This window comes from Nostoc sp. NOS(2021) (genome assembly GCF_017115025.1).
Lineage (GTDB): Bacteria > Cyanobacteriota > Cyanobacteriia > Cyanobacteriales > Nostocaceae > Nostoc.
The window spans coordinates 34,682-53,542 of sequence record NZ_JABXKM010000118.1; the positions used below are offsets into that span (position 1 = coordinate 34,682).

The 18,861-nt window shown below is 43.2% G+C and carries 16 protein-coding genes and 2 pseudogenes; 16 read left to right on the forward strand and 2 right to left on the reverse strand.

Annotated elements, in window-relative coordinates:
- Window positions 1–15 precede the first annotated feature (15 nt).
- The 12 genes and pseudogenes from HWQ41_RS15005 to HWQ41_RS15060 all read left to right on the forward strand — a co-directional run bounded on the left by HWQ41_RS15005 (window position 16) and on the right by HWQ41_RS15060 (window position 13,656).
- A complete protein-coding gene (locus tag HWQ41_RS15005) occupies window positions 16–1,356 on the forward strand; it encodes an ATP-binding protein (RefSeq protein ID WP_292764011.1) in 1,341 nt (446 codons plus the stop codon).
- A 44-nt stretch (window positions 1,357–1,400) separates the two neighbouring features.
- Window positions 1,401–3,989 (forward strand): tetratricopeptide repeat protein, encoded by a 2,589-nt coding sequence (locus HWQ41_RS15010; protein WP_292764013.1) that lies wholly within the window; start codon window positions 1,401–1,403, stop codon window positions 3,987–3,989.
- 563 nt (window positions 3,990–4,552) lie between these two features.
- Window positions 4,553–6,166 carry an NAD(P)H-quinone oxidoreductase subunit 4 gene (locus HWQ41_RS15015; protein WP_292764016.1) on the forward strand — a complete coding sequence of 538 codons (1,614 nt, stop codon included), beginning with the start codon at window positions 4,553–4,555 and terminating at the stop codon, window positions 6,164–6,166.
- Between the two features lie 130 nt (window positions 6,167–6,296).
- The gene (locus HWQ41_RS15020; RefSeq protein WP_292764019.1) at window positions 6,297–6,902 is read left to right on the forward strand and encodes a Uma2 family endonuclease; all 606 of its coding nucleotides are present in this window, start codon (window positions 6,297–6,299) and stop codon (window positions 6,900–6,902) included.
- 117 nt (window positions 6,903–7,019) lie between these two features.
- Window positions 7,020–7,436 (forward strand): XisH family protein, encoded by a 417-nt coding sequence (locus HWQ41_RS15025; RefSeq protein WP_292764021.1) that lies wholly within the window; start codon window positions 7,020–7,022, stop codon window positions 7,434–7,436.
- On the forward strand, window positions 7,424–7,759 hold the full coding sequence (locus tag HWQ41_RS15030) for a XisI protein (protein WP_292764024.1): 336 nt from the start codon (window positions 7,424–7,426) through the stop codon (window positions 7,757–7,759). Before HWQ41_RS15025 ends, HWQ41_RS15030 begins: the two co-directional genes overlap by 13 nt.
- A gap of 43 nt (window positions 7,760–7,802) precedes the next feature.
- Complete coding sequence (locus tag HWQ41_RS15035; RefSeq protein WP_292764026.1) at window positions 7,803–8,066, forward strand: hypothetical protein; 264 nt, start codon at window positions 7,803–7,805, stop codon at window positions 8,064–8,066.
- Between the two features lie 201 nt (window positions 8,067–8,267).
- A pseudogene (locus tag HWQ41_RS15040) lies at window positions 8,268–8,899 on the forward strand (Uma2 family endonuclease).
- Between the two features lie 70 nt (window positions 8,900–8,969).
- Window positions 8,970–9,602, forward strand: coding sequence for a retropepsin-like domain-containing protein (locus HWQ41_RS15045; protein ID WP_292764029.1), 633 nt, complete (start codon window positions 8,970–8,972; stop codon window positions 9,600–9,602).
- 250 nt (window positions 9,603–9,852) lie between these two features.
- Window positions 9,853–10,476, forward strand: a complete 624-nt coding sequence (locus HWQ41_RS15050) for a 2Fe-2S iron-sulfur cluster-binding protein (protein WP_292764032.1) — start codon at window positions 9,853–9,855, stop codon at window positions 10,474–10,476.
- Window positions 10,463–11,446: a xanthine dehydrogenase family protein subunit M gene (locus tag HWQ41_RS15055; protein ID WP_292764034.1), complete on the forward strand. Its 984-nt coding sequence runs from the start codon at window positions 10,463–10,465 to the stop codon at window positions 11,444–11,446. The genes HWQ41_RS15050 and HWQ41_RS15055 overlap by 14 nt, the downstream gene beginning before the upstream one ends.
- Window positions 11,443–13,656: a xanthine dehydrogenase family protein molybdopterin-binding subunit gene (locus tag HWQ41_RS15060; protein ID WP_292764036.1), complete on the forward strand. Its 2,214-nt coding sequence runs from the start codon at window positions 11,443–11,445 to the stop codon at window positions 13,654–13,656. The genes HWQ41_RS15055 and HWQ41_RS15060 overlap by 4 nt, the downstream gene beginning before the upstream one ends.
- Here HWQ41_RS15060 and HWQ41_RS15065 read toward each other — a convergent pair.
- Window positions 13,639–13,950, reverse strand: coding sequence for a hypothetical protein (locus HWQ41_RS15065; RefSeq protein ID WP_292764038.1), 312 nt, complete (start codon window positions 13,948–13,950; stop codon window positions 13,639–13,641). The two genes, HWQ41_RS15060 and HWQ41_RS15065, sit on opposite strands and share 18 nt — an antisense overlap.
- Before the next feature lie 350 nt (window positions 13,951–14,300).
- Between HWQ41_RS15065 and HWQ41_RS15070 the strand changes: the two genes are divergently transcribed.
- Complete coding sequence (locus HWQ41_RS15070; RefSeq protein ID WP_292764040.1) at window positions 14,301–15,230, forward strand: cation diffusion facilitator family transporter; 930 nt, start codon at window positions 14,301–14,303, stop codon at window positions 15,228–15,230.
- A 298-nt stretch (window positions 15,231–15,528) separates the two neighbouring features.
- Here the strand turns inward: HWQ41_RS15070 and HWQ41_RS15075 are convergent.
- Window positions 15,529–15,828: pseudogene (locus tag HWQ41_RS15075) on the reverse strand (hypothetical protein); the annotation flags it as partial.
- 386 nt (window positions 15,829–16,214) lie between these two features.
- Here HWQ41_RS15075 and HWQ41_RS15080 point away from each other — a divergent pair.
- The 3 genes from HWQ41_RS15080 to HWQ41_RS15090 are packed head-to-tail and all read left to right on the forward strand — an operon-like array spanning window position 16,215 to window position 18,190.
- Window positions 16,215–17,285, forward strand: coding sequence for an aldo/keto reductase (locus HWQ41_RS15080; protein WP_292764043.1), 1,071 nt, complete (start codon window positions 16,215–16,217; stop codon window positions 17,283–17,285).
- A gap of 43 nt (window positions 17,286–17,328) precedes the next feature.
- Window positions 17,329–17,568, forward strand: a complete 240-nt coding sequence (locus HWQ41_RS15085) for a hypothetical protein (RefSeq protein ID WP_292764045.1) — start codon at window positions 17,329–17,331, stop codon at window positions 17,566–17,568.
- Complete coding sequence (locus tag HWQ41_RS15090; protein ID WP_292764050.1) at window positions 17,483–18,190, forward strand: DUF4142 domain-containing protein; 708 nt, start codon at window positions 17,483–17,485, stop codon at window positions 18,188–18,190. Before HWQ41_RS15085 ends, HWQ41_RS15090 begins: the two co-directional genes overlap by 86 nt.
- Window positions 18,191–18,861 lie beyond the last annotated feature (671 nt).

The following is an 18,861-nucleotide window of genomic DNA, read 5'->3' on the forward strand; positions in this document are numbered from 1 at the left end:
AAGAGACTTGAACCTATGACGCAAGATTTTGCACTTTTAAAGCGGATATACAATGTTTTCGACCCATTTCGACCCTTACCTGCTGGCGATCCAAAATATGTAGATTGTCAGGCTGTGCGGGGAGATGGCGACATCCTTGTAGAAATAGGTAAAGAGATTTTGTTGTCAGATAGAATGACTTGTCAACTTTATGCAGGTCATCGCGGTGCAGGAAAGTCAACAGAATTGCTACGGTTGCGAAAATATTTAGATGAGGAAGGCTGCTTTGTGGTTTATTTTGCTGCCGATGAAGCAGATATTGAGCCAGAAGATGCCCAATATACAGATATTCTCTTAGCTTGTACACGACACTTATTAGAAGCGTTAAAAGATAATGCTTCTCCTGCCAGTTTGTTGAAATGGTTAAACAACCGCTGGCAAGATTTAAAAGATTTCGCACTGACTGAAGTATCCCTAGATAAATTAACCATAGAAGCGCAAATCTCCCAATTTGCCAAAATCACAGCAAATTTACGAGCCGAACCTAGCCAACGCCAAAAAATTCGTGAGCGAGTCAACCCCTATACAATAACTTTAATTGAAGCGTTAAATGATTTTATTAAAGATGCAAAAAATAACTTACCTTCAGGATATTCTCAACTAGTATTAATTGCTGATAACTTAGATCGGATAGTCCCTATTGCTCAAGAAGATGGACGTAGCAATCATGAGCAGATTTTTCTAGACCGCAGCGAACAACTCCAGGCTTTAGATTGCCATCTAGTTTACACAGTACCTATTTCTTTACTTTATTCTAATCGAGCAGTCGATATAGCAAATATCTATGGGAATGCTCCGGTATTGCCAATGATTATGGTGCAAACTCCTGAAAATGAAAGCTACCAAAAGGGAATAAATAAAGTTATGGAAGTCCTGCAAAAACGGCTGAGTTCTATAGATGCTAGTTTATCTATTGTGGATATGTTTGAGCAGAGTGAGGCATTAGAGCAACTATGCCTGATGAGTGGTGGTCATGTGCGGAATTTGTTATTATTAATGAAGGAAGCAATTAAATATACTAACGCCAACACGATTAGTAATAGAGCCTTACAACGGTCAATTAGCGAGTTGCGAAATACTTATAGAAATACCATCTTTGCTAATGAATGGGAGGCACTAGCTAAAGTATATCATTCTAAACAGATAGAAAATGAACCACTGTATCGCGGATTATTATTTAATCGTTGTATTTTGGAATATCGTTATTTGGATGAGCAGGGAAATAGCAAAGTTTGGTATGATATTCATCCTCTCATTAAAGGAATTAAAGAATTTCAAGACATTTACAATCTCTTATACCCATCCGAAGATAAGTAACGGTGTTATCAGCCGCTAATAGTTAGTGTTATCTGACTACGATTATGGTATTAAAACTGACGAATTGGGATAATGATTTTGCAGCTGAGGGAGACGAGGAATACCAAGCCTTAGTTCGTACTCTTAACTTCATAGAAGGTTTTGGCTTATTATTTGTCCGTTGTTCTCCAGCCGAAGGTGAGCGGATAATTACCAAAGTCAAGGAAGATATTAAGGATAAAAGTATAGAAGTTTTACGATTAGATAAATCTGTTAGCAATTTATACGAAATAATTGCTAAATTACATAACAAAGAAAGTATAAAAATTTTATTTATTACAGGATTACATTCTTCATTTTATGAATATGAAGAATGTAAAATATTGACTGGTTGGAATAGTAAGGATATTTATTCATATAGTTGGAAGGGTGTGCCACCTGTTTTAATTAACCTCAACCAACAGAGGGAAAGTTTCAGAGATAGCTTTAATATTTGTTTTGTGTTCTTGCTACCTCAATTTGCTATTAAGTATTTTATCCAACGCGCTCCTGACTTTTTTGATTGGCGTTCTGGAATGTTTGAATTTCCCATAGATGCAGAAACTCTAAAGCAAGAATCATCACGGATATTCCCAGTAGGAGACTATGAAAAATATACTACTTTAACAGCAGAAGAAAGGAATAAAGAAATAATAACAATTCAAGAACTAATTGCAGAAGACCATCAAACAGTTAGCTTCAAAAGTAAATTATTGTTTGATCTGGGAATTTTACATTTTATTGAGCAAGATTATAAAGAAGCCATTTACACTTATAATGAAGTCATAAAAATTAACAAAAGTTTTTGCGAAGCTTGGCATAATCGGGGTACTGCATTATCAATTTTAGGACGGCATGAAGAAGCGATTGCCTCCTATGAACAAGCACTAAAAATTCAGCCAAATTTCGGCGAAACCTGGAAGAATCGTGGCACTGTGTTATTAATTTCAGGACGGTATGAAGAAGCGATTGCCTCCTATGAGCAAGCACTGAAAATTCAACCTGATGATTACGAAATTTGGAATAATCGGGGCAATGCACTATTGAATTTAGGACAGTATGAAGAAGCGATTGCCTCCTATGAGCAAGCACTGAAAATTCAACCTGATGATTACGAAATTTGGAATAATCGGGGCAATGCACTATTGAATTTAGGACAGTATGAAGAAGCGATTGCCTCCTATGAGCAAGCACTGAAAATTCAACCTGATGATTACGAAATTTGGAATAATCGGGGCAATGCACTATTGAATTTAGGACAGTATGAAGAAGCGATTGCCTCCTATGAGCAAGCACTGAAAATTCAACCTGATGATTACGAAATTTGGAATAATCGGGGCAATGCACTATTGAATTTAGGACAGTATGAAGAAGCGATTGCCTCCTATGAGCAAGCACTGAAAATTCAACCTGATGATTACGAAATTTGGAATAATCGGGGCAATACACTGTTTAATTTAGAACAGTATGAAGAAGCTATTGCTTCCTATGACAAAGCACTGAAAATTCAACCTGATAAATACGAAATTTGGAACAATAGGGGCATTGCACTGTTAAATTTAGGACGCTATCAAGAAGCGGTCGCATCCTATGACAAAGCGCTAAAAATTCAACCTGATAATTACAAAGCTTGGAACAATAGGGGCAATGCGCTGTTTAGTTTAGGACAGTATGAAGAAGCTATTGCCTCCTATGACCAAGCGCTGAAAATTCAACCTGATAAATACGAAGCTTGGAATAATCGGGGCAATGCGCTAGGAAATTTAGGACGCTATCAAGAAGCGGTCGCATCCTTCGACCAAGCGCTAAAAATTCAACCTGATAATTACGAAGCTTGGGACAATCGGGGCATTGCACTGTTTAATTTAGAACAATATGAAGAAGCGCTTGCCTCGTATGACCAAGCATTGAAATTTAAACCTGATTACGAACAAGCTTGGTATGACCGGGGAAATGTTCTTTACAACTTAGGATGTTATGAAAAAGCTATAGAGTGTTTTGATAAAGTACAGAAAATTAAACCCGATAGCCACTTGGCATGGAATAATAAAGGCTATTTACTGCTTAAAAAATATTCTAATGACGGAAGAATAGCTATTTACGATAAAGCCTTAGAGATTGGTCTGAGCTTACCCAATTTTCATAATCAACATTTTTATGAAGAAGACTTTAAACTTTGTGAAGAAGCTCTTAGCAACTTCAATAAAGCGCTTGAAATTAAGTCGGATTTTGAACTAAGTTGTGCAAATAAAGGTTGTGCATTGTATTACTTGGGTTGTTATGAAGAGGCGCTTGCTAGTTGTAACAAAGCTCTTGAATTTAAACCTAATGACTATATAGCTTGCTTTAATAAAAGCTTTGTTCTTATAAAATTAAGGCGTTATAAAGAAGCTATTACTAGCTTAAATAAAGGTTTAAAAATTCAACCTGACAATCATATTGCTTGGTATAATAAAGCTCGATCTTATGCACTAATAGGTAATAGTAGACGAGCAATAAAAAATTTAAAAATTGCAATCAAGTTAAATTTTGAAGAAAGTCGAAATATGGCAAAAACTGATCCTGATTTTCATACTCTTCGGAGAAATAAAAAATTTAAGTTATTGATTGAATAATTTAATAAAACCTGAGAAATCAATTTGCTCATATTATAGAAATACATCAAAGTAAATCGGCTTACCGTTCAAATGGTTGTGAGTTTTCTCTGGGTTAAACCGCGCGAGTAGTAATAGAACACGAATGTACGCTAAGTCCAAGATGCTTACCGGATTTGAGTTTGAGTCGTCGCCCTAAAATATGTCTATTCCTGTGATAAGAATTTTTATCACAGGAAAAATGCACTCATTGCCTAAATAATTGGTGAGAATGAGTATTGAAGAAGCTAGGAATTTTATCATTACCACAGGAATTAGTCTTAACCAGAAAATGTAACGATATTGTAACGGCGCTAAAGCTGCCGTTTTTTGTTGACGTTGCAAAAGTTTACATTTAAAATGGAAAACGGCAAAATCCGATAAGTATTTATTCTTATTTGTCCTGAAAAATTGACATTGGATGAGTATATATTCCTGTTGAAAGCAAAAGTTTAATCTTTTGGACTTCAATAAAGGTTACAAAAGTCAAATTTACTTAATATAATGTAACTAAAAGCGAGAAAGCAAATTGATTGTCAGAAGTGATGAATGCTATTGAATTTCCCTGGCTAACAGCCATAATCCTCTTACCCTTGGTGGCTGCCTTAGCCATCCCCCTAATCCCAGACAAAGAAGGTACAACTGTCCGGTGGTATGGTTTGGGAGTTGCTTTTGCCGACTTTGCACTGATGATTTATGCCTTTTGGTATAAGTACGACTTCCAGAGTTCAACACTGCAACTTGTAGAAAACTATCCTTGGATACCGCAGTTAGGTTTGCATTGGGCTGTGGGGGTTGATGGTTTATCGATGCCCTTACTGCTTCTGACAGGCTTAATAAATACCCTCGCAATATTCGCGGCTTGGAAAGTTACCACCAAGCCGCGATTATTTTATGGTTTGATGTTAGCGATGTACAGCGCCCAACTTGGCGTATTTGTCGCCCAGGATTTGCTGTTGTTCTTCCTGATGTGGGAAATCGAGTTAGTGCCGGTTTACCTGCTGATTTCCATCTGGGGAGGACAAAACCGCCGTTATGCGGCTACCAAATTCATTCTTTACACCGCCGCCGCATCAATATTTATCTTGATTGCCGGTTTTGCAATGGCATTCTCAGGAGATACCGTCACCTTCGATATGGCGACTCTGGGAATGAAGGAATATCCCAAAACCTTGGAATTGCTAGTTTATGCAGGTTTCTTGATTGCCTTCGGTGTGAAGTTACCGATTTTCCCTTTACACACTTGGCTACCTGATGCCCACGGTGAAGCATCAGCACCCAGTTCGATGATTTTGGCTGGTGTGTTGTTAAAAATGGGTGGTTATGCCCTTATCCGCTTCAATGTGGAAATGTTGCCTAATGCCCATGTGACTTTTGCGCCAGTGTTAGCAATTTTGGGTGTGGTGAATATTGTCTACGGTGCTTGTTGTGCCTTTGCCCAAACCAATCTCAAACGCCGCTTGGCTTACTCTTCAATTGCCCACATGGGGTTTGTGCTGATTGGGATTGCCTCCTACACAGAACTGGGTATCAGCGGTGCAGTGCTACAGATGGTTTCTCACGGGTTGATTGCTGCTAGCTTGTTCTTCTTGTCTGGCGTGACTTACGATCGCACCCACACCTTGATGATGGATAAAATGGGCGGTATAGCGAAAGTAATGCCCAAAACTTTTGCTCTGTTTACTATTGGTTCAATGGCTTCTCTCGCCTTACCCGGAATGAGTGGTTTTGTGGGTGAGTTGATGGTATTTTTGGGTATCGCCACCAGTGATGTTTACAGTTCCAGCTTCAAAGTTGTAGTCGTGCTGCTGTCAGCCGTTGGCGTGATTTTGACACCAATTTATTTACTGTCGATGCTGCGTCAAGTGTTCTATGGTGAGCAAAGTGAAGAGTTGCACTTGGATGCTGTAATATCTGATGTCAAACCCCGCGAAATATTTATTACCGCTTGTTTGCTGCTGCCAATCATCGGAATTGGGTTTTATCCCAAGTTGGCAACGCAGACTTATGATGTAAAGGCAGTAGAATTAGCCGCCCATGTTCGCCAAGTTTTACCAGTTGTTGCTCATCAGCAACCATCAAGTCTGTACTCGCGGATTTTCTCTGCACCAACATTGGCTAATTCTCAAGTTGAAAGTTCGATTAATATTTCTGAGTAAATTAACTTCCCATTCAGGGGGCTGCAACTAAATTCTAAATATGAGGGGAATAAAGGGGTGGTTACGAAACCACCCCTAAAATTTTGCCAAGATATATCCTGAAGAGAGGTGAAGTTCCCAAAAATGAATTATGACCACTAATTTACCTGTAGCCCCAGAAATTATACCAATGGTCTTGCAATTGCAACCTGCGATCGCACTAACCGAAGATCAGTTTTATGAATTTTGTCAGCTAAACCCCGACTTTCGTATCGAACGTAATCCTGCTGGAGAATTAGTGATTATGCCCCCTACTGGTTCCGAAACCGATCAACATAACTTTGACGTTATTGTTCAGTTAGGTATTTGGACAAAGCAAGATGGTACAGGTGTAGGGTTTGGTTCCAGTGGTGGGTTTACTTTGCCCAATGGTGCGGTGCGTTCTCCCGATGCAGCGTGGATAAAATGCGATCGCTGGGAAGCTATATCACCGGAACTGCGAAAAAAATTTGCGCCGATTTGTCCTGAATTTGTGATTGAATTGCGTTCTGAGAGCGATAACTTACGAATTTTACAAGATAAGATGCAAGAGTATATTGATAATGGAACACAACTTGGTTGGTTAATTGATAGAAAACAACGCCAAGTTTTTATTTATCGTCCTAATACTGCTATTGAAGTTTTAAATAACCCTAAAACCCTTTATGGTGAAACATTGCTACCTGGGTTTGTTTTGGATTTAAGTCAAGTTTGGTAGGCAGTAAGCTAGTTTGATAGTACCGAAAAAGGCTGATCTAGATACAATATCAGTGTTTATACAAAGAGCTAAAACAGTTACACTCAAAGCATGACCAAATAAAAATGCTAGGAATCTATGCCAGCGAAAGACATATTCCATGATGCAGTAAGACGAGCTTTAGAGAAAGAGGGTTGGCTCATCACTAATGACCCGCTTTTCCTCCGTTTTGGTGGTTTGGATATGTACATCGACCTCGGTGCAGAGAAAGTTTTAGCAGCTGAACGAAATCAAGAAAAAATTGCGGTTGAAGTTAAAAGCTTTGTTGCTCCATCTACTACAACTGAATTTAGTACTGCTTTAGGACAGTATCTCAAATATCAACTAGCACTTGAAGAAGAACAACCTGAGAGACTTCTATATTTAGCAGTTCCCTTAGACACCTATCGTTCTTTTTTTACTTTAGAACTGCCACGCTTATTAATCCAACGCTACCAAGTTCGGCTAATTGTTTTCGACCCAGAAGAGGAGGCGATCGTAAAATGGCAAAAGTAGAACAGTACCGTCAACTTATTCAAGAACTGTTGCTAGTTTACAGCGAAATTAAAGGCAGCAACGAAGAAGTCGAGGCAGAAGTTATTTTTGATAGAGAACGCGATCGCTACCAACTTGTCAACGCGGGGTGGTCAAATAAGCGCCGTGTATATGGTTGTGTTTTGCATCTAGATATTAAAAACGAAAAAATTTGGATTCAACATGATGGTACTGAAGGAGGTATCGCCAATGAACTTATTAGTCGAGGTATACCCAAAAAAGACATCGTTTTGGCTTTTCATTCTCCCTTTAAACGGCAATTTACCGAGTTTGCTGTTGGTTAAGATTGCTGAGGTTTGAAAGGAAATAGTCCCAAATCACATCGGGTTGACGTTAGCAGCTTCCGGGTTGGCGTTTGCAGCTTCCGGGTTGGCGTTTGCAGCTTCCGGGTTGACGTTTGCAGCTTCAGGGTTGGCGTTTGCTGCTCCAGGGTTGGCGTTTGCTGCTTCCGGGTTGGCGTTAGCTGCTTCAGGGTTAGCGTTAGCTGCTTCCGGGTTGGCGTTTGCTGTTCTAGGGTTGGCGTTTGCTGCTCCAGGGTTGGCGTTTGCTGCTCCAGGGTTAGAACTCCGTATTTTGGGCGAACTACGCTAAATTAAGCAAATTGATTGCCTGACGACTCCTCACTTAAAATTTCCACTAAGAGATATCGTGAAGACAGGTGAAGTCTTTAAAAAGTAATTATGACCACCAACTTACCAGTCATTACAGAAATTGTACCAATGGTGTTGCAGCGTTTGAAATCCAAATCCATTGGTTTACCCAATATCCCCAGTCATTACAGAAATTGTACCAATGGTGTTGCAGCTGCAACCTGCGTAGATGCAAAGCGGCTTGTCGAAGACATCGCACTAACCGAAGATCAGTTTTATGAATTTTGTCAGCTAAACCGCGACTTTCGTATCGAACGTAATCCTGCTGGAGAATTAGTCATTATGCCCCCAACTGGTTCCGAAACCGATCAACATAACTTTGATATTATTGTTCAGTTGGGTATTTGGACAAAGCAAGATGGTACAGGTGTAGGGTTTGGTTCCAGTGGTGGGTTTACTTTGCCGAATGGTGCAGTGCGTAGGCGTAGCCCGTCGTAGACATCGCCGGATGCAGCGTGGATAAAACGCGATCGCTGGGAAGCGATACCACCAGAACTGCAAAAAAAGTTTGCGCCTATTTGTCCTGAGTTTGTGATTGAATTGCGTTCCCAGAGCGTAGTTTCCCGCCGTAGGCATCGCTTGCAAGTTTTACAAGATAAAATGCAAGAGTATATTGATAATGGGACACAACTTGGTTGGTTAATTGATAGAAAACAACGCCGAGTTTTCATTTATCGTCCTAATATTGCGATTGAGGAATTAGATAATCCTAAAACCCTTTGTGGTGAAACGTTGCTACCTGGTTTTGTTTTGGATTTAAGTCAGGTTTGGTAGCTCACATCTTGCACCAGGCGATTAAAAATAGTGCCAGAAATATTCCACATCCACAGAAAACATTAAATATATGAACACTACACCCTCTAAAAGAGAAAGAGATGAAATACTCAAGTGGCTGAATCATAACCGCCAAATGTTATTAGATTTATATAAAAATCAATATGTCGCTTACAATGCAAATGGAATAATGGCTCACAGCGAAAACTTACGCGAAGTTTTAGCATTAGCTAATGCTGCCAAACAGCCTTTCCTAATTTACCTAGTTCCCCGTCGCACTGCTTCTGTAGAAATTTTACCAATTCGCTTCCGCACCATTGTTCGCCATGATTGGCAACCAAATTATAGTGTTATTTTAAAACACAAAGATATAGAATCTAATATAACAATGTTAGTAGATTCTGGTGCGGAATTAAGTTTAATCTCATTGAAAGTTGGTCAAGATTTAGGCTATGCTTTGGCTGATTCCGAATCAACTTTGTTGGCAGAAACTATAGGTGGCAGAGTTGAGTATGTTTTACGTAATGTGGAAATGACAATTGATGAACACAATTTTATTACTCCTGTAGCATGGTTACAAACCAACACAGGTGGAGAACAATTGCTTTTAGGGCGAGAAGTTGTGTTTGATAAATTTAATATTGAATTTAGGCAAGCTGAGGAGCAAATTATTTTTACATGGCGTGAAGATTTGAAGTCATAAAAAAGTGGGCTAACCGCTAATACCTGGGTTTATTTTACCCAGTGAAGATATCTTAAATTTTTTCATAACTATAGATGATACTTATGGCATAAATCTTCTGATAGAGAGACGATCACAAGATGAAATTGTATTCTGTTAACAATGTCATTTTTAGAAAAAAGCTTGTAATCAAGGGTGGTTTTATCTAAAGAATTTAAGTCAAGAGAATTACTGAATATTATTACCAACAAAAACAGAATGGAGTAAACAGATGAGGTTTGTCCTAAGACGTCGCAAGTTGGGTCAATTGATGGTCGTCAGCACAGTAGCAGCTACGATCGCTAATTTTGTAGGGAAAGCTGTAGCACAAACCCAAGTCAAAAAAACTACTCCAATACTGGCAACTTCGACATCTGAGACTATGAAGGTGACGCTGCAAGTGAACGGAACAGCACATAGTTTGCAGATTGAACCGCGTGTTACCTTACTAGATGCACTTCGGGAATACATCGGGCTAATTGGTACTAAAAAAGGTTGTGATCACGGTCAGTGCGGTGCTTGCACAGTGCTGGTTGATGGGAAGCGGATTAATTCGTGTCTGACATTTGCGATTATGCACACCGACGCGGCGATCGCAACTATTGAAGGGCTGGAACAAGGAAACAATCTGCACCCGATGCAAGCCGCGTTTGTTGCCCACGATGCCTTTCAGTGCGGCTACTGCACACCTGGACAGATTTGTTCGGCGGTGGGTTTGGTGAACGAGGGACACGCTAAATCGGATGCCGATATTCGCGAACTGATGAGCGGCAATATCTGCCGTTGTGGCGCTTATCCAAATATCGTGGCTGCTGTCCGCGATGTCTTAGAGGGAAAAAAAGATGCACCCGTTTAGCTATAAGAAAGCAGGACAAGCAGAGAATGCCGTGGCGTTGGTCGCCCCAGAGGTGCAAGCTGCTTACTTGGCAGGGGGTACAAGCTTAATTGATTTGATGAAGCTGAATGTACAGACCCCAAAAGAGTTGGTTGACATTAACCCACTACCGCTAACCAAGATAGAAATGCAAGGTAACGGTGTACGGATTGGGGCAATGGCACGCAATAGCGATGTTGCTTATAATGCGATAATTCGGGAACGTTATCCTGTGCTATCGGAGGCGTTGCTATCTGGGGCATCACCGCAACTGCGAAACATGGCAACAGTGGGCGGGAATTTGCTGCAACGTACCCGTTGTTACTACTTCCGCGACACTTCGATGCCCTGCAATAAGCGCGTTCCCGGTTCAGGTTGTGCGGCAATCGAGGGCTACAATCGCATTCACGCGATTTTCGGGGGAAGCGATCGCTGTATTGCCACCCATCCTTCTGATATGGCTGTGGCAATGATCGCACTCGATGCCGTTGTGCAAACACACGGGCCGAATGGAGAGCGCAGTATTCCCCTCGTCGATTTTCATCTTCTACCGGGCGATACACCAGAACGGGAGACAGTTTTACAACACGGAGAGTTAATAGTTGGCGTTGATTTACCTGCTTCAACCTTGGCGAAGCGATCGCACTATTTAAAAGTCCGCGATCGCGCCTCCTATGCCTTTGCAATGGCATCGGTTGCCGCAGCATTAGATATTCAAAATGGGATTATTCGCTCGGCACGCATTGCTCTTGGTGGGGTAGGAACAAAGCCCTGGCGTGCCTACGAGGCTGAAAAAGCACTTCTGAACAAGCCCGCAAACCAGGCAACATTTCAAGCAGCAGCGACAGCTGCGATCGCCGGAGCTAAACCTCAAAAATACAACGGGTTTAAGGTCGAACTGACTAAACGCACAATTGTGAAGGCGCTGACAACGGTGGGAGGAATGGCATGAATACAGGGGATACAAATACAGTTGTCGGCAAACCGCTAAATAGAGTCGATGGACATCTGAAGGTAACTGGTGGCGCCCGCTATTCGGCTGAGTTTCCGGTTGCCAAGCTGACTTATGCGGTGACAATTCAAAGCACGATCGCCAAAGGTAAGATCGCCCAAATCGATACAAAGGCGGCGGAGCGAGTACCGGGTGTATTAGCAGTTATTACCCACCTCAACGCACCAAAAGCATCTGGAGAAAAGGGCGGCGGTCGCAAGCTGCAAGTGCTGCAAGATAACGCTATCCTATATAGTGGTCAGCATATCGGTGTTGTCGTTGCCGATACCTTTGAACGAGCGATGTACGCTGCTTCCCTCGTGCAAGTTCGCTATGACGAAGAGAAACCAACGATCAATATGCGGGACAACCTCGCTAAGGCATACTTGCCTAAAGGTAAAATCCCTAAAGAGGAGCCGCCCGATTCAGTTCACGGCAATGTCAACCAGGGACTAGCGGCGGCTGCTGTCCGCGTCGAGCAAACTTATACTACACCGATCGAAAATCACAATCCGATGGAGCCTCATGCCACAACAGCAGTTTGGCAAGGCGATCAACTGCTGCTGTATGACGCAACTCAGGGAATCTTTTCGGCTCAACAAAAAGTTGCGGGGGTATTAGGAATTGAGCCAGAGAAAGTCCGCATTATGTCTTACTTTGTTGGCGGTGGCTTCGGTTGCAAAGGGTCGGCTTGGTCGCATGTGCCTCTAGCGGCGATCGCCGCAAAGCAGGTTAATCGCCCAGTAAAATTAGTTCTGGGACGGATACAAATGTATGGGCCTGTCGGCTTCCGACCAGAGACAATTCAACAGGTTTCTCTCGGTGCAACCCGCGAGGGTAAATTAACCGCTCTGCGACACGCTGGGACTTCGCAGACTTCAACTTTCGATGAATTTATCGAACCTGTTGGTAAAAGCGCCCGCATGATCTACGCTTGTCCGAATATCGAAACTAGCCACCGTCTGGTTCAGCTTGATGAAGGAACACCAACCTTTATGCGGGCCCCAGGCGAAGCTTCTGGGTCGTTCGCCTTAGAATCGGCAATGGACGAACTGGCTTATGCGCTCAACATTGATCCGGTGGAACTGCGTCTGCGTAACCATGCTGATGTCGATCCCAGCAAAGGACTGCCCTGGTCGAGCAAGTCACTCATACAATGCTACAAATTAGGGGCAGAAAAGTTTGGCTGGCAGAAGCGCAATCCTCAGCCCCGTTCGATGCGAGATGGTAATTATTTGATTGGTTGGGGTATGGCGACAGCTACTTATCCTACCAACCGTTCCCCAGCATCGGCGATCGCTCAGATTATGGCAGACGGTACAGCTGTTGTGCAGAGCGGCTCACAAGATATTGGCACGGGGACTTATACTGTCATGACTCAAGTCGCAGCTGCGGCACTCGGTCTCCCAGTTAACAAAGTCCGCTTTGAACTAGGCGATACTAAGATGCCAGAAACCCCTGTTTCCGGTGGTTCGCAAACCGCCGCCAGTGTCAGTTCGGCGGTGCATTTAGCGGGAAATCAAGCTCGCAGTCAGCTTTTGCAACTAGCACTTGCCGATCAAAAATCGCCGCTTTATAGTTCAAACGCTGAGGATGTGATTGCCCAAGATGGCAGCTTTTTCTTAAAAAATAAATCGTCCGCAACCGAAACTTATGGGGCAATCTTGGCACGGCATGGAATGAAAATGATCGAAGCGCGTGCAGATGCCAAGCCGGGAGAGGAACAAAAGAAGTTCTCAATGCACTCATTTGGAGCGCAGTTTGCCGAAGTCCGCGTTGACCCTGATTTGGGTGAAGTGCGAGTAACGCGCTGGGTGGGAACTTTTGGCGTGGGACGCATCCTCAATGCTAAAACAGCTAACAGTCAGCTGATCGGTGGAATTATCTATGGTATTGGCATGGCGCTAATGGAACACACGGTAACAGACCCTCATCGGGGGCGTGTTGTCAACGCCGATTTAGCTGAATATCACGTACCAGTGAATGCAGACGTTCCTGAGATTGAGGTGTTGTTTGTGGATGAACACGATCCACATATCAACCCGCTTGGTGTCAAGGGAATTGGTGAAATTGGGATTACTGGAAGTGCGGCGGCGATCGCTAACGCTGTCTATCATGCCACAGGTAAGCGCGTTCGTGATTTGCCAATTACATTAGACAAGCTGCTGTAGATAGATTTGCGTAGGCGTAGCCAGCCGTAGGCATCGCCGAAACGATGAAAGCTCAATCACACGATTGGCGATCGCTACATTACTTATATCTTGCACCAGGCGACTAGAAGTCGTGGCTACACGAGACTTTACCTGCCTCCGCAGGTTGAAAAGCCTTGATTTTGCCTTAGTTTGCGTGGTGCGCGAAGCGCAGCGCAATAGGCGGACTTCTCTGCGAGACGCTACGCGTAGCTTGCTTCCCCGAAGGGGTACGTTTGTATAGCCGCGATTTCTAATCGCTAGGGCTAGGTGCAAGATGTAAGTTTGCCAGTATGAGCAAGAAGTTTAGGACTTACGCACTGTACAAAATCATCATGATGTGCATTAAGAAAAATAGGTTGTTTCAGGCTTTGATTAATTATTTTTTGAGCGTAAATAGACCATGCTGTAGGGGTTTAGCAATGCTTTACCCCTACGAAAGATGTGGTTATTCACGTTACACATATTTACTATTTATTGTCAATGCGTAAGTCCTGAAGTTCATACTGGCAATGATATCCTGTAGTTTCTTTTGCTAATCAGTAGAAGTCTCAGGACTGATGACCAACTCAAGTAAAATTTGGTACTCTTAGCTCGGAATCACTGTAATTACGTCCGTGACCGAGATGAGTAGTCGAACAGCCCGCTCCTACGCTTTCTTGTCGATTGCAGCGGCAATCGTCACTATTGCCCTAAAATTTGGCGCTTACCTGCTAACCGGGTCAGTAGGTTTGCTTTCAGATGCTATTGAATCAATTGTAAATCTCGTAGCAGCATTGGTCGCTGTATGGGCATTGACCTATGCTGATAAACCAGCCGATGCCGAACACGCCTTTGGGCATTCTAAAGCCGAATACTTCTCCAGTGGTGCAGAAGGTGCGTTGATTATAGTAGCAGCTATTAGTATTGCTGTTGAAGCTTGGGGACGCTTGTTGCATCCAGAACCATTAACACAGCTGGGATTCGGGTTGGCACTCTCCCTCTTTGCAACTGCAATCAACGGCGTTGTTGCTTTTATCTTGCTACGGGCAGGGCGACGGTTACGTTCCATTACACTGAGGGCTGATGCTCACCACTTGTTTACTGATGTGGTGACTTCGGGTGGTGTAGTAATTGGAATCATTCTCGTCCAGCTAACAGGCGCTCTCGTGCTCGATCCAATTGTTGCACTGATAGTAGCAGTAAATATTACTTGGACAGGATTTCGTTTGCTGCGGGAAACCAGTAGCGCGTTACTGGATGCAGCTTTGCCTAAAAAAGAAATTGACGCAATCAAGAGCATCCTTAACGAGTACAAACATCAGGACATCCAGTTTCATGCCTTGCGAACCCGCACTGCTGGAACCCTTCGCTTTGTTTCCTTTCATGTTCTTGTGCCTGGATCTTGGACAGTGCAACAAGGGCATGATTTGTGCGAGGCAATTGAGCTTGCTATTCTTCGGGTGCTACCTTCAACCCACGTTACAACTCACCTGGAACCTGTAGAAGATCCAGTTTCTTGGGACGATTTGGAGTTGGAGCGTCCGAGCAATCAGCAAATGCAAGATATGAAATAAGAGATTAATTGCTGCTGTTGAGCTTTCAGGAATTGCGCGATAGCGAAGCGCTGCTGCCTTCGGCAGTTCGCATCTCTCATAAATTGCAACGCCGACTACTGACAATGCGTAGGCGTAGCCAGCCGTAGGCATCGCCGAAATGATGAAAGCCTAATCACACGATTGGCGATCGCCGATTTCCAAACTCAATCAAGTTGATCAACTTGCGATCGCTTCCACCGGGCGGTTACGCCATCGCAACTAGCTTTTTGCGGGAAGGACGCTTACGATCTGATTTTTTCTTCAGTCCCACAGCCTAAGCCTGATCGCTATCTGAACCATATTGCCCGCGCACGACTTCTTTCATGGCTAATACAGCATTATGAAATTCCCATTGTGCTAATCGGGCAGCATCAGAAGCAGCACGGTATAAAGCTAGTTTCTCGGTTTCAGTTTGTTGAGAAATCAACATCCCCTGATAAACTTCCTGTAACTTTGCATCTGAAGCATCAGCACGAGTCGTGTTGTAGGTGCTGACGGTTTGCAAACCGTGGAATGAGCTAATATCTTGACTAATGGTTTGAGGCCGCAAACGGCGTGTTGTATCTTGGATACTCATAAATGTATTTACGAATCTAGTATATATTTAATGTACCCATTACAACTAAAAAACTATCAGTAAGATAAAGTTTTAAATCGGGCAAGTTTAAACAAAAAGTAAGCATTGCAAATACATCGGCTTGCATTAGGAATACAGCAACTTGCATTGGGAATACAGCAACTTACATTGGGAATACAGCAACTTACATTGTGAATGCATCAACTTACATTGGGAATGCATCAACTTGCATTGTGAATGCATCGGCTTGCATTGTGAGTGCATCGGCTGACATTGTGAATGCCTCTTACGAAGTATGTTTTAAAACACACCTTAGTTAGAGTCTTTGTGCCAGATTGTCGTGGTACTATACGGCTGATTCCTGTTGGTGGTTGTAGGAGACAATTATGGAGATCAGTAGACGCAGCTTGTTAAAAACTGCTTCTGCTTCGGGATTAGTGGCGGCAGGACTTGTAGTTTCGGAAGGATTTTTGCAGCCGCTTTTAGCCCAAACAGAACCTGTTGATGAAAATACTCAATTGCTAGCCCAAAGTTCACCCACTCCAACTCGACGCGGCGAAATGTTGTATCGCAACCTCGGACGCACCAAAGAACAAGTATCTGTGATTGGCTTGGGGGGATATCACATTGGAAAAATTCAAGAGGAGCAAGAAAGTGTCAAACTGATCCGCAGTGCCATTGATCGAGGCATCAACTTTATGGATAACTCTTGGGACTATCACAACGGCCGTAGTCACCGTTGGATGGGAAATGCTCTTAAGGATGGTTATCGTCAAAAGGTCTTCCTAATGACAAAAATCGACGGTCGCACCAAAGGCGCTGCCAAGATGCAGATTGATGAATCGCTCAAAGATTTGCAGGTCGATCACATTGATTTAATCCAGCATCATGAAATATTGCGCTTTGAAGATCCCGATCGGGTCTTTGCTCCTGGCGGCTCGATGGAGGCAGTAGTCGAAGCGCAGAAAGCGGGCAAAATTCGCTATATCGGTTTTACAGGACACAAGAATCCTCAGATTCACCTTCAGATGCTGGAAACTGCCACACAAAATGGTTTTCGCTTCGATACCGTGCAGATGCCCTTAAATGTAATGGATGCCCATTTTAGAAGTTTTGAACATCAGGTTTTACCAGTGCTAGTGAAAAACAACATTGGTGTGCTGGCAATGAAAACCATCGGGGAGTCTTACATTCTTAGAAGCAACACGGTCAGTGCGATCGAGTGCCTACACTACGCCATGAATTTGCCAACCTCAGTTGTAATTACGGGCATCGACAGCATGAGAATTTTAGACCAGGCGTTTGAAGCAGTCCGCAGCTTTGAGCCAATGGATCAGGCACGAGTTACAGCACTGTTAGCGCGTACCCGTGAGGCCGCGGCTAAAGGGCAGTACGAACGATATAAGACCACAACCCAAAATGATAGTACAGCCATGAATCCAGCTTGGCTGGGGTAAATATTAATCCTATTGTTTAACCGTTTTATTTACGCAAACAGCGATGTCTACGACGAGCTACGCCTACGCAATTTTGTTTGTAATTCGTAATTTCAACTCGTCATCTTCAGCATTAGGGGTCGTACTCAACTGGGCGATCGCGCTTATTTTTCATTCTACGTTGCCAGATATAGCTTTATCCAAGGAGAACATTGATTATGTCCAACTTCAAAATACTTTCTACTGGTCTAGTGGCGATCGCTTTATCTTTGGCGACTGGTTGCACACCAACTACTCCCCATGACCAGAATACATCTGAAGCTCCACCTGCTACAACTCTACCTGTACAAGCAACTGAGAGTCCATCCCCAACTGTATCACCAACTGCATCAGGGCAAAATAACCTCAGTGCTTCAGACAAAAAGTTTATCAAAGAAGCTGCTCAAGGTGGTTTAGCAGAAGTCCAACTAGGACAACTAGCATCACAACGTGGAGCTAGCAAGGCGGTAAAACAGTTTGGACAGCGTATGGTTCAAGATCATACCCAGGTGAACAATCAACTTAAACAGTTGGCGACTCAAAAAGGTGTGACGCTGCCAACTAGTATCGGCAGCAAAAATCAGCAAGTCAAGCAACGCTTATCCAAACTTTCTGGTGCTAACTTTGATCGCCAATATCTGAATCAGATGCTTGAAGATCATGAAAAGGATATCTCCGCATTTCAGACTGAAGCTCAACAGGGACAAGATTCAGACGTGAAAGCATTTGCTACTCAAGCGCTACCAACCCTCCAAGCACACCTGCAACACGTTCGTTCCATTATTAATCCTGGAACTCCAACTAGCACCCCAACTCCAACTAGCACCCCAACTCCAACCAGTACCCCAACTCCAACTAGCACCCCAACTCCAACCAGCACCCCGTAAGGCAATATTGTTCGGTTAAGACTCGATGCCCCCCAACCCCCCTTAAAAAGGGGGACTAAGGGGGATCTCTAATAACTATGCACCTTAACCGGGCAGTATTGCTCTGTAAGGGACTTCCAAACAAAAAAATATTCCATCGCTCTGGGAGTTGGGGAAGCAGTGTGGTGTTAGCGCAGCGTAAAGCCTTCTCTTCTCCCAAGGGGAGACGCACTCGCGTTCGAGAGGCAACGCCTTCGGCATAGCTTCTCTACGAGACGCGACGCGAACGCTTAGAGCGAGTAATCGAGCGTCGAAACGAGCGTCCGCAGTGTTCTAGGGGAAAACCCCCAGGAACAACTGCCGTGGATTTGGAGAAATTGGGGGAAAAAAATCTCATACAGGACTTACGCAAACAATAGCCGAAACCGTTATTTTTAGGTAGGGGCAATTCATGAATTGCCCCTACAGCGTGTAATTTTGCGTAAGTCCTATCATATTAGGGTTGCATCAAAGAATTGGATAATTTATTTCTTGGAGTTCCCTAATTACAGTTTTGCGTAAAAGCGTAGCGTTTTTAATTGCAGGGGAACACATTGGCATTGTCAGCCAACACATTAGCATTGTCAGCCGACGCATTAGCATTGTCAGCCGACGCATTAGCATTGTCAGCCGACGCATTAACATTGTCAGCC

Bases quoted from the DNA above. Each gene is read 5' to 3' on its own strand.
- HWQ41_RS15055 (WP_292764034.1), top strand. From the start codon at position 10,463: ATGCACCCGTTTAGCTATAAGAAAGCAGGACAAGCAGAGAATGCCGTG.
- HWQ41_RS15060 (WP_292764036.1), top strand. From the start codon at position 11,443: ATGAATACAGGGGATACAAATACAGTTGTCGGCAAACCGCTAAATAGA.
- HWQ41_RS15050 (WP_292764032.1), top strand. From the start codon at position 9,853: ATGAGGTTTGTCCTAAGACGTCGCAAGTTGGGTCAATTGATGGTCGTC.
- HWQ41_RS15020 (WP_292764019.1), top strand. From the start codon at position 6,297: ATGACCACTAATTTACCTGTAGCCCCAGAAATTATACCAATGGTCTTG.
- HWQ41_RS15025 (WP_292764021.1), top strand. From the start codon at position 7,020: ATGCCAGCGAAAGACATATTCCATGATGCAGTAAGACGAGCTTTAGAG.
- HWQ41_RS15005 (WP_292764011.1), top strand. From the start codon at position 16: ATGACGCAAGATTTTGCACTTTTAAAGCGGATATACAATGTTTTCGAC.
- HWQ41_RS15090 (WP_292764050.1), top strand. From the start codon at position 17,483: ATGTCCAACTTCAAAATACTTTCTACTGGTCTAGTGGCGATCGCTTTA.
- HWQ41_RS15080 (WP_292764043.1), top strand. From the start codon at position 16,215: ATGGAGATCAGTAGACGCAGCTTGTTAAAAACTGCTTCTGCTTCGGGA.
- HWQ41_RS15045 (WP_292764029.1), top strand. From the start codon at position 8,970: ATGAACACTACACCCTCTAAAAGAGAAAGAGATGAAATACTCAAGTGG.
- HWQ41_RS15010 (WP_292764013.1), top strand. From the start codon at position 1,401: ATGGTATTAAAACTGACGAATTGGGATAATGATTTTGCAGCTGAGGGA.
- HWQ41_RS15015 (WP_292764016.1), top strand. From the start codon at position 4,553: ATGAATGCTATTGAATTTCCCTGGCTAACAGCCATAATCCTCTTACCC.
- HWQ41_RS15085 (WP_292764045.1), top strand. From the start codon at position 17,329: ATGTCTACGACGAGCTACGCCTACGCAATTTTGTTTGTAATTCGTAAT.
- HWQ41_RS15070 (WP_292764040.1), top strand. From the start codon at position 14,301: ATGAGTAGTCGAACAGCCCGCTCCTACGCTTTCTTGTCGATTGCAGCG.
- HWQ41_RS15030 (WP_292764024.1), top strand. From the start codon at position 7,424: ATGGCAAAAGTAGAACAGTACCGTCAACTTATTCAAGAACTGTTGCTA.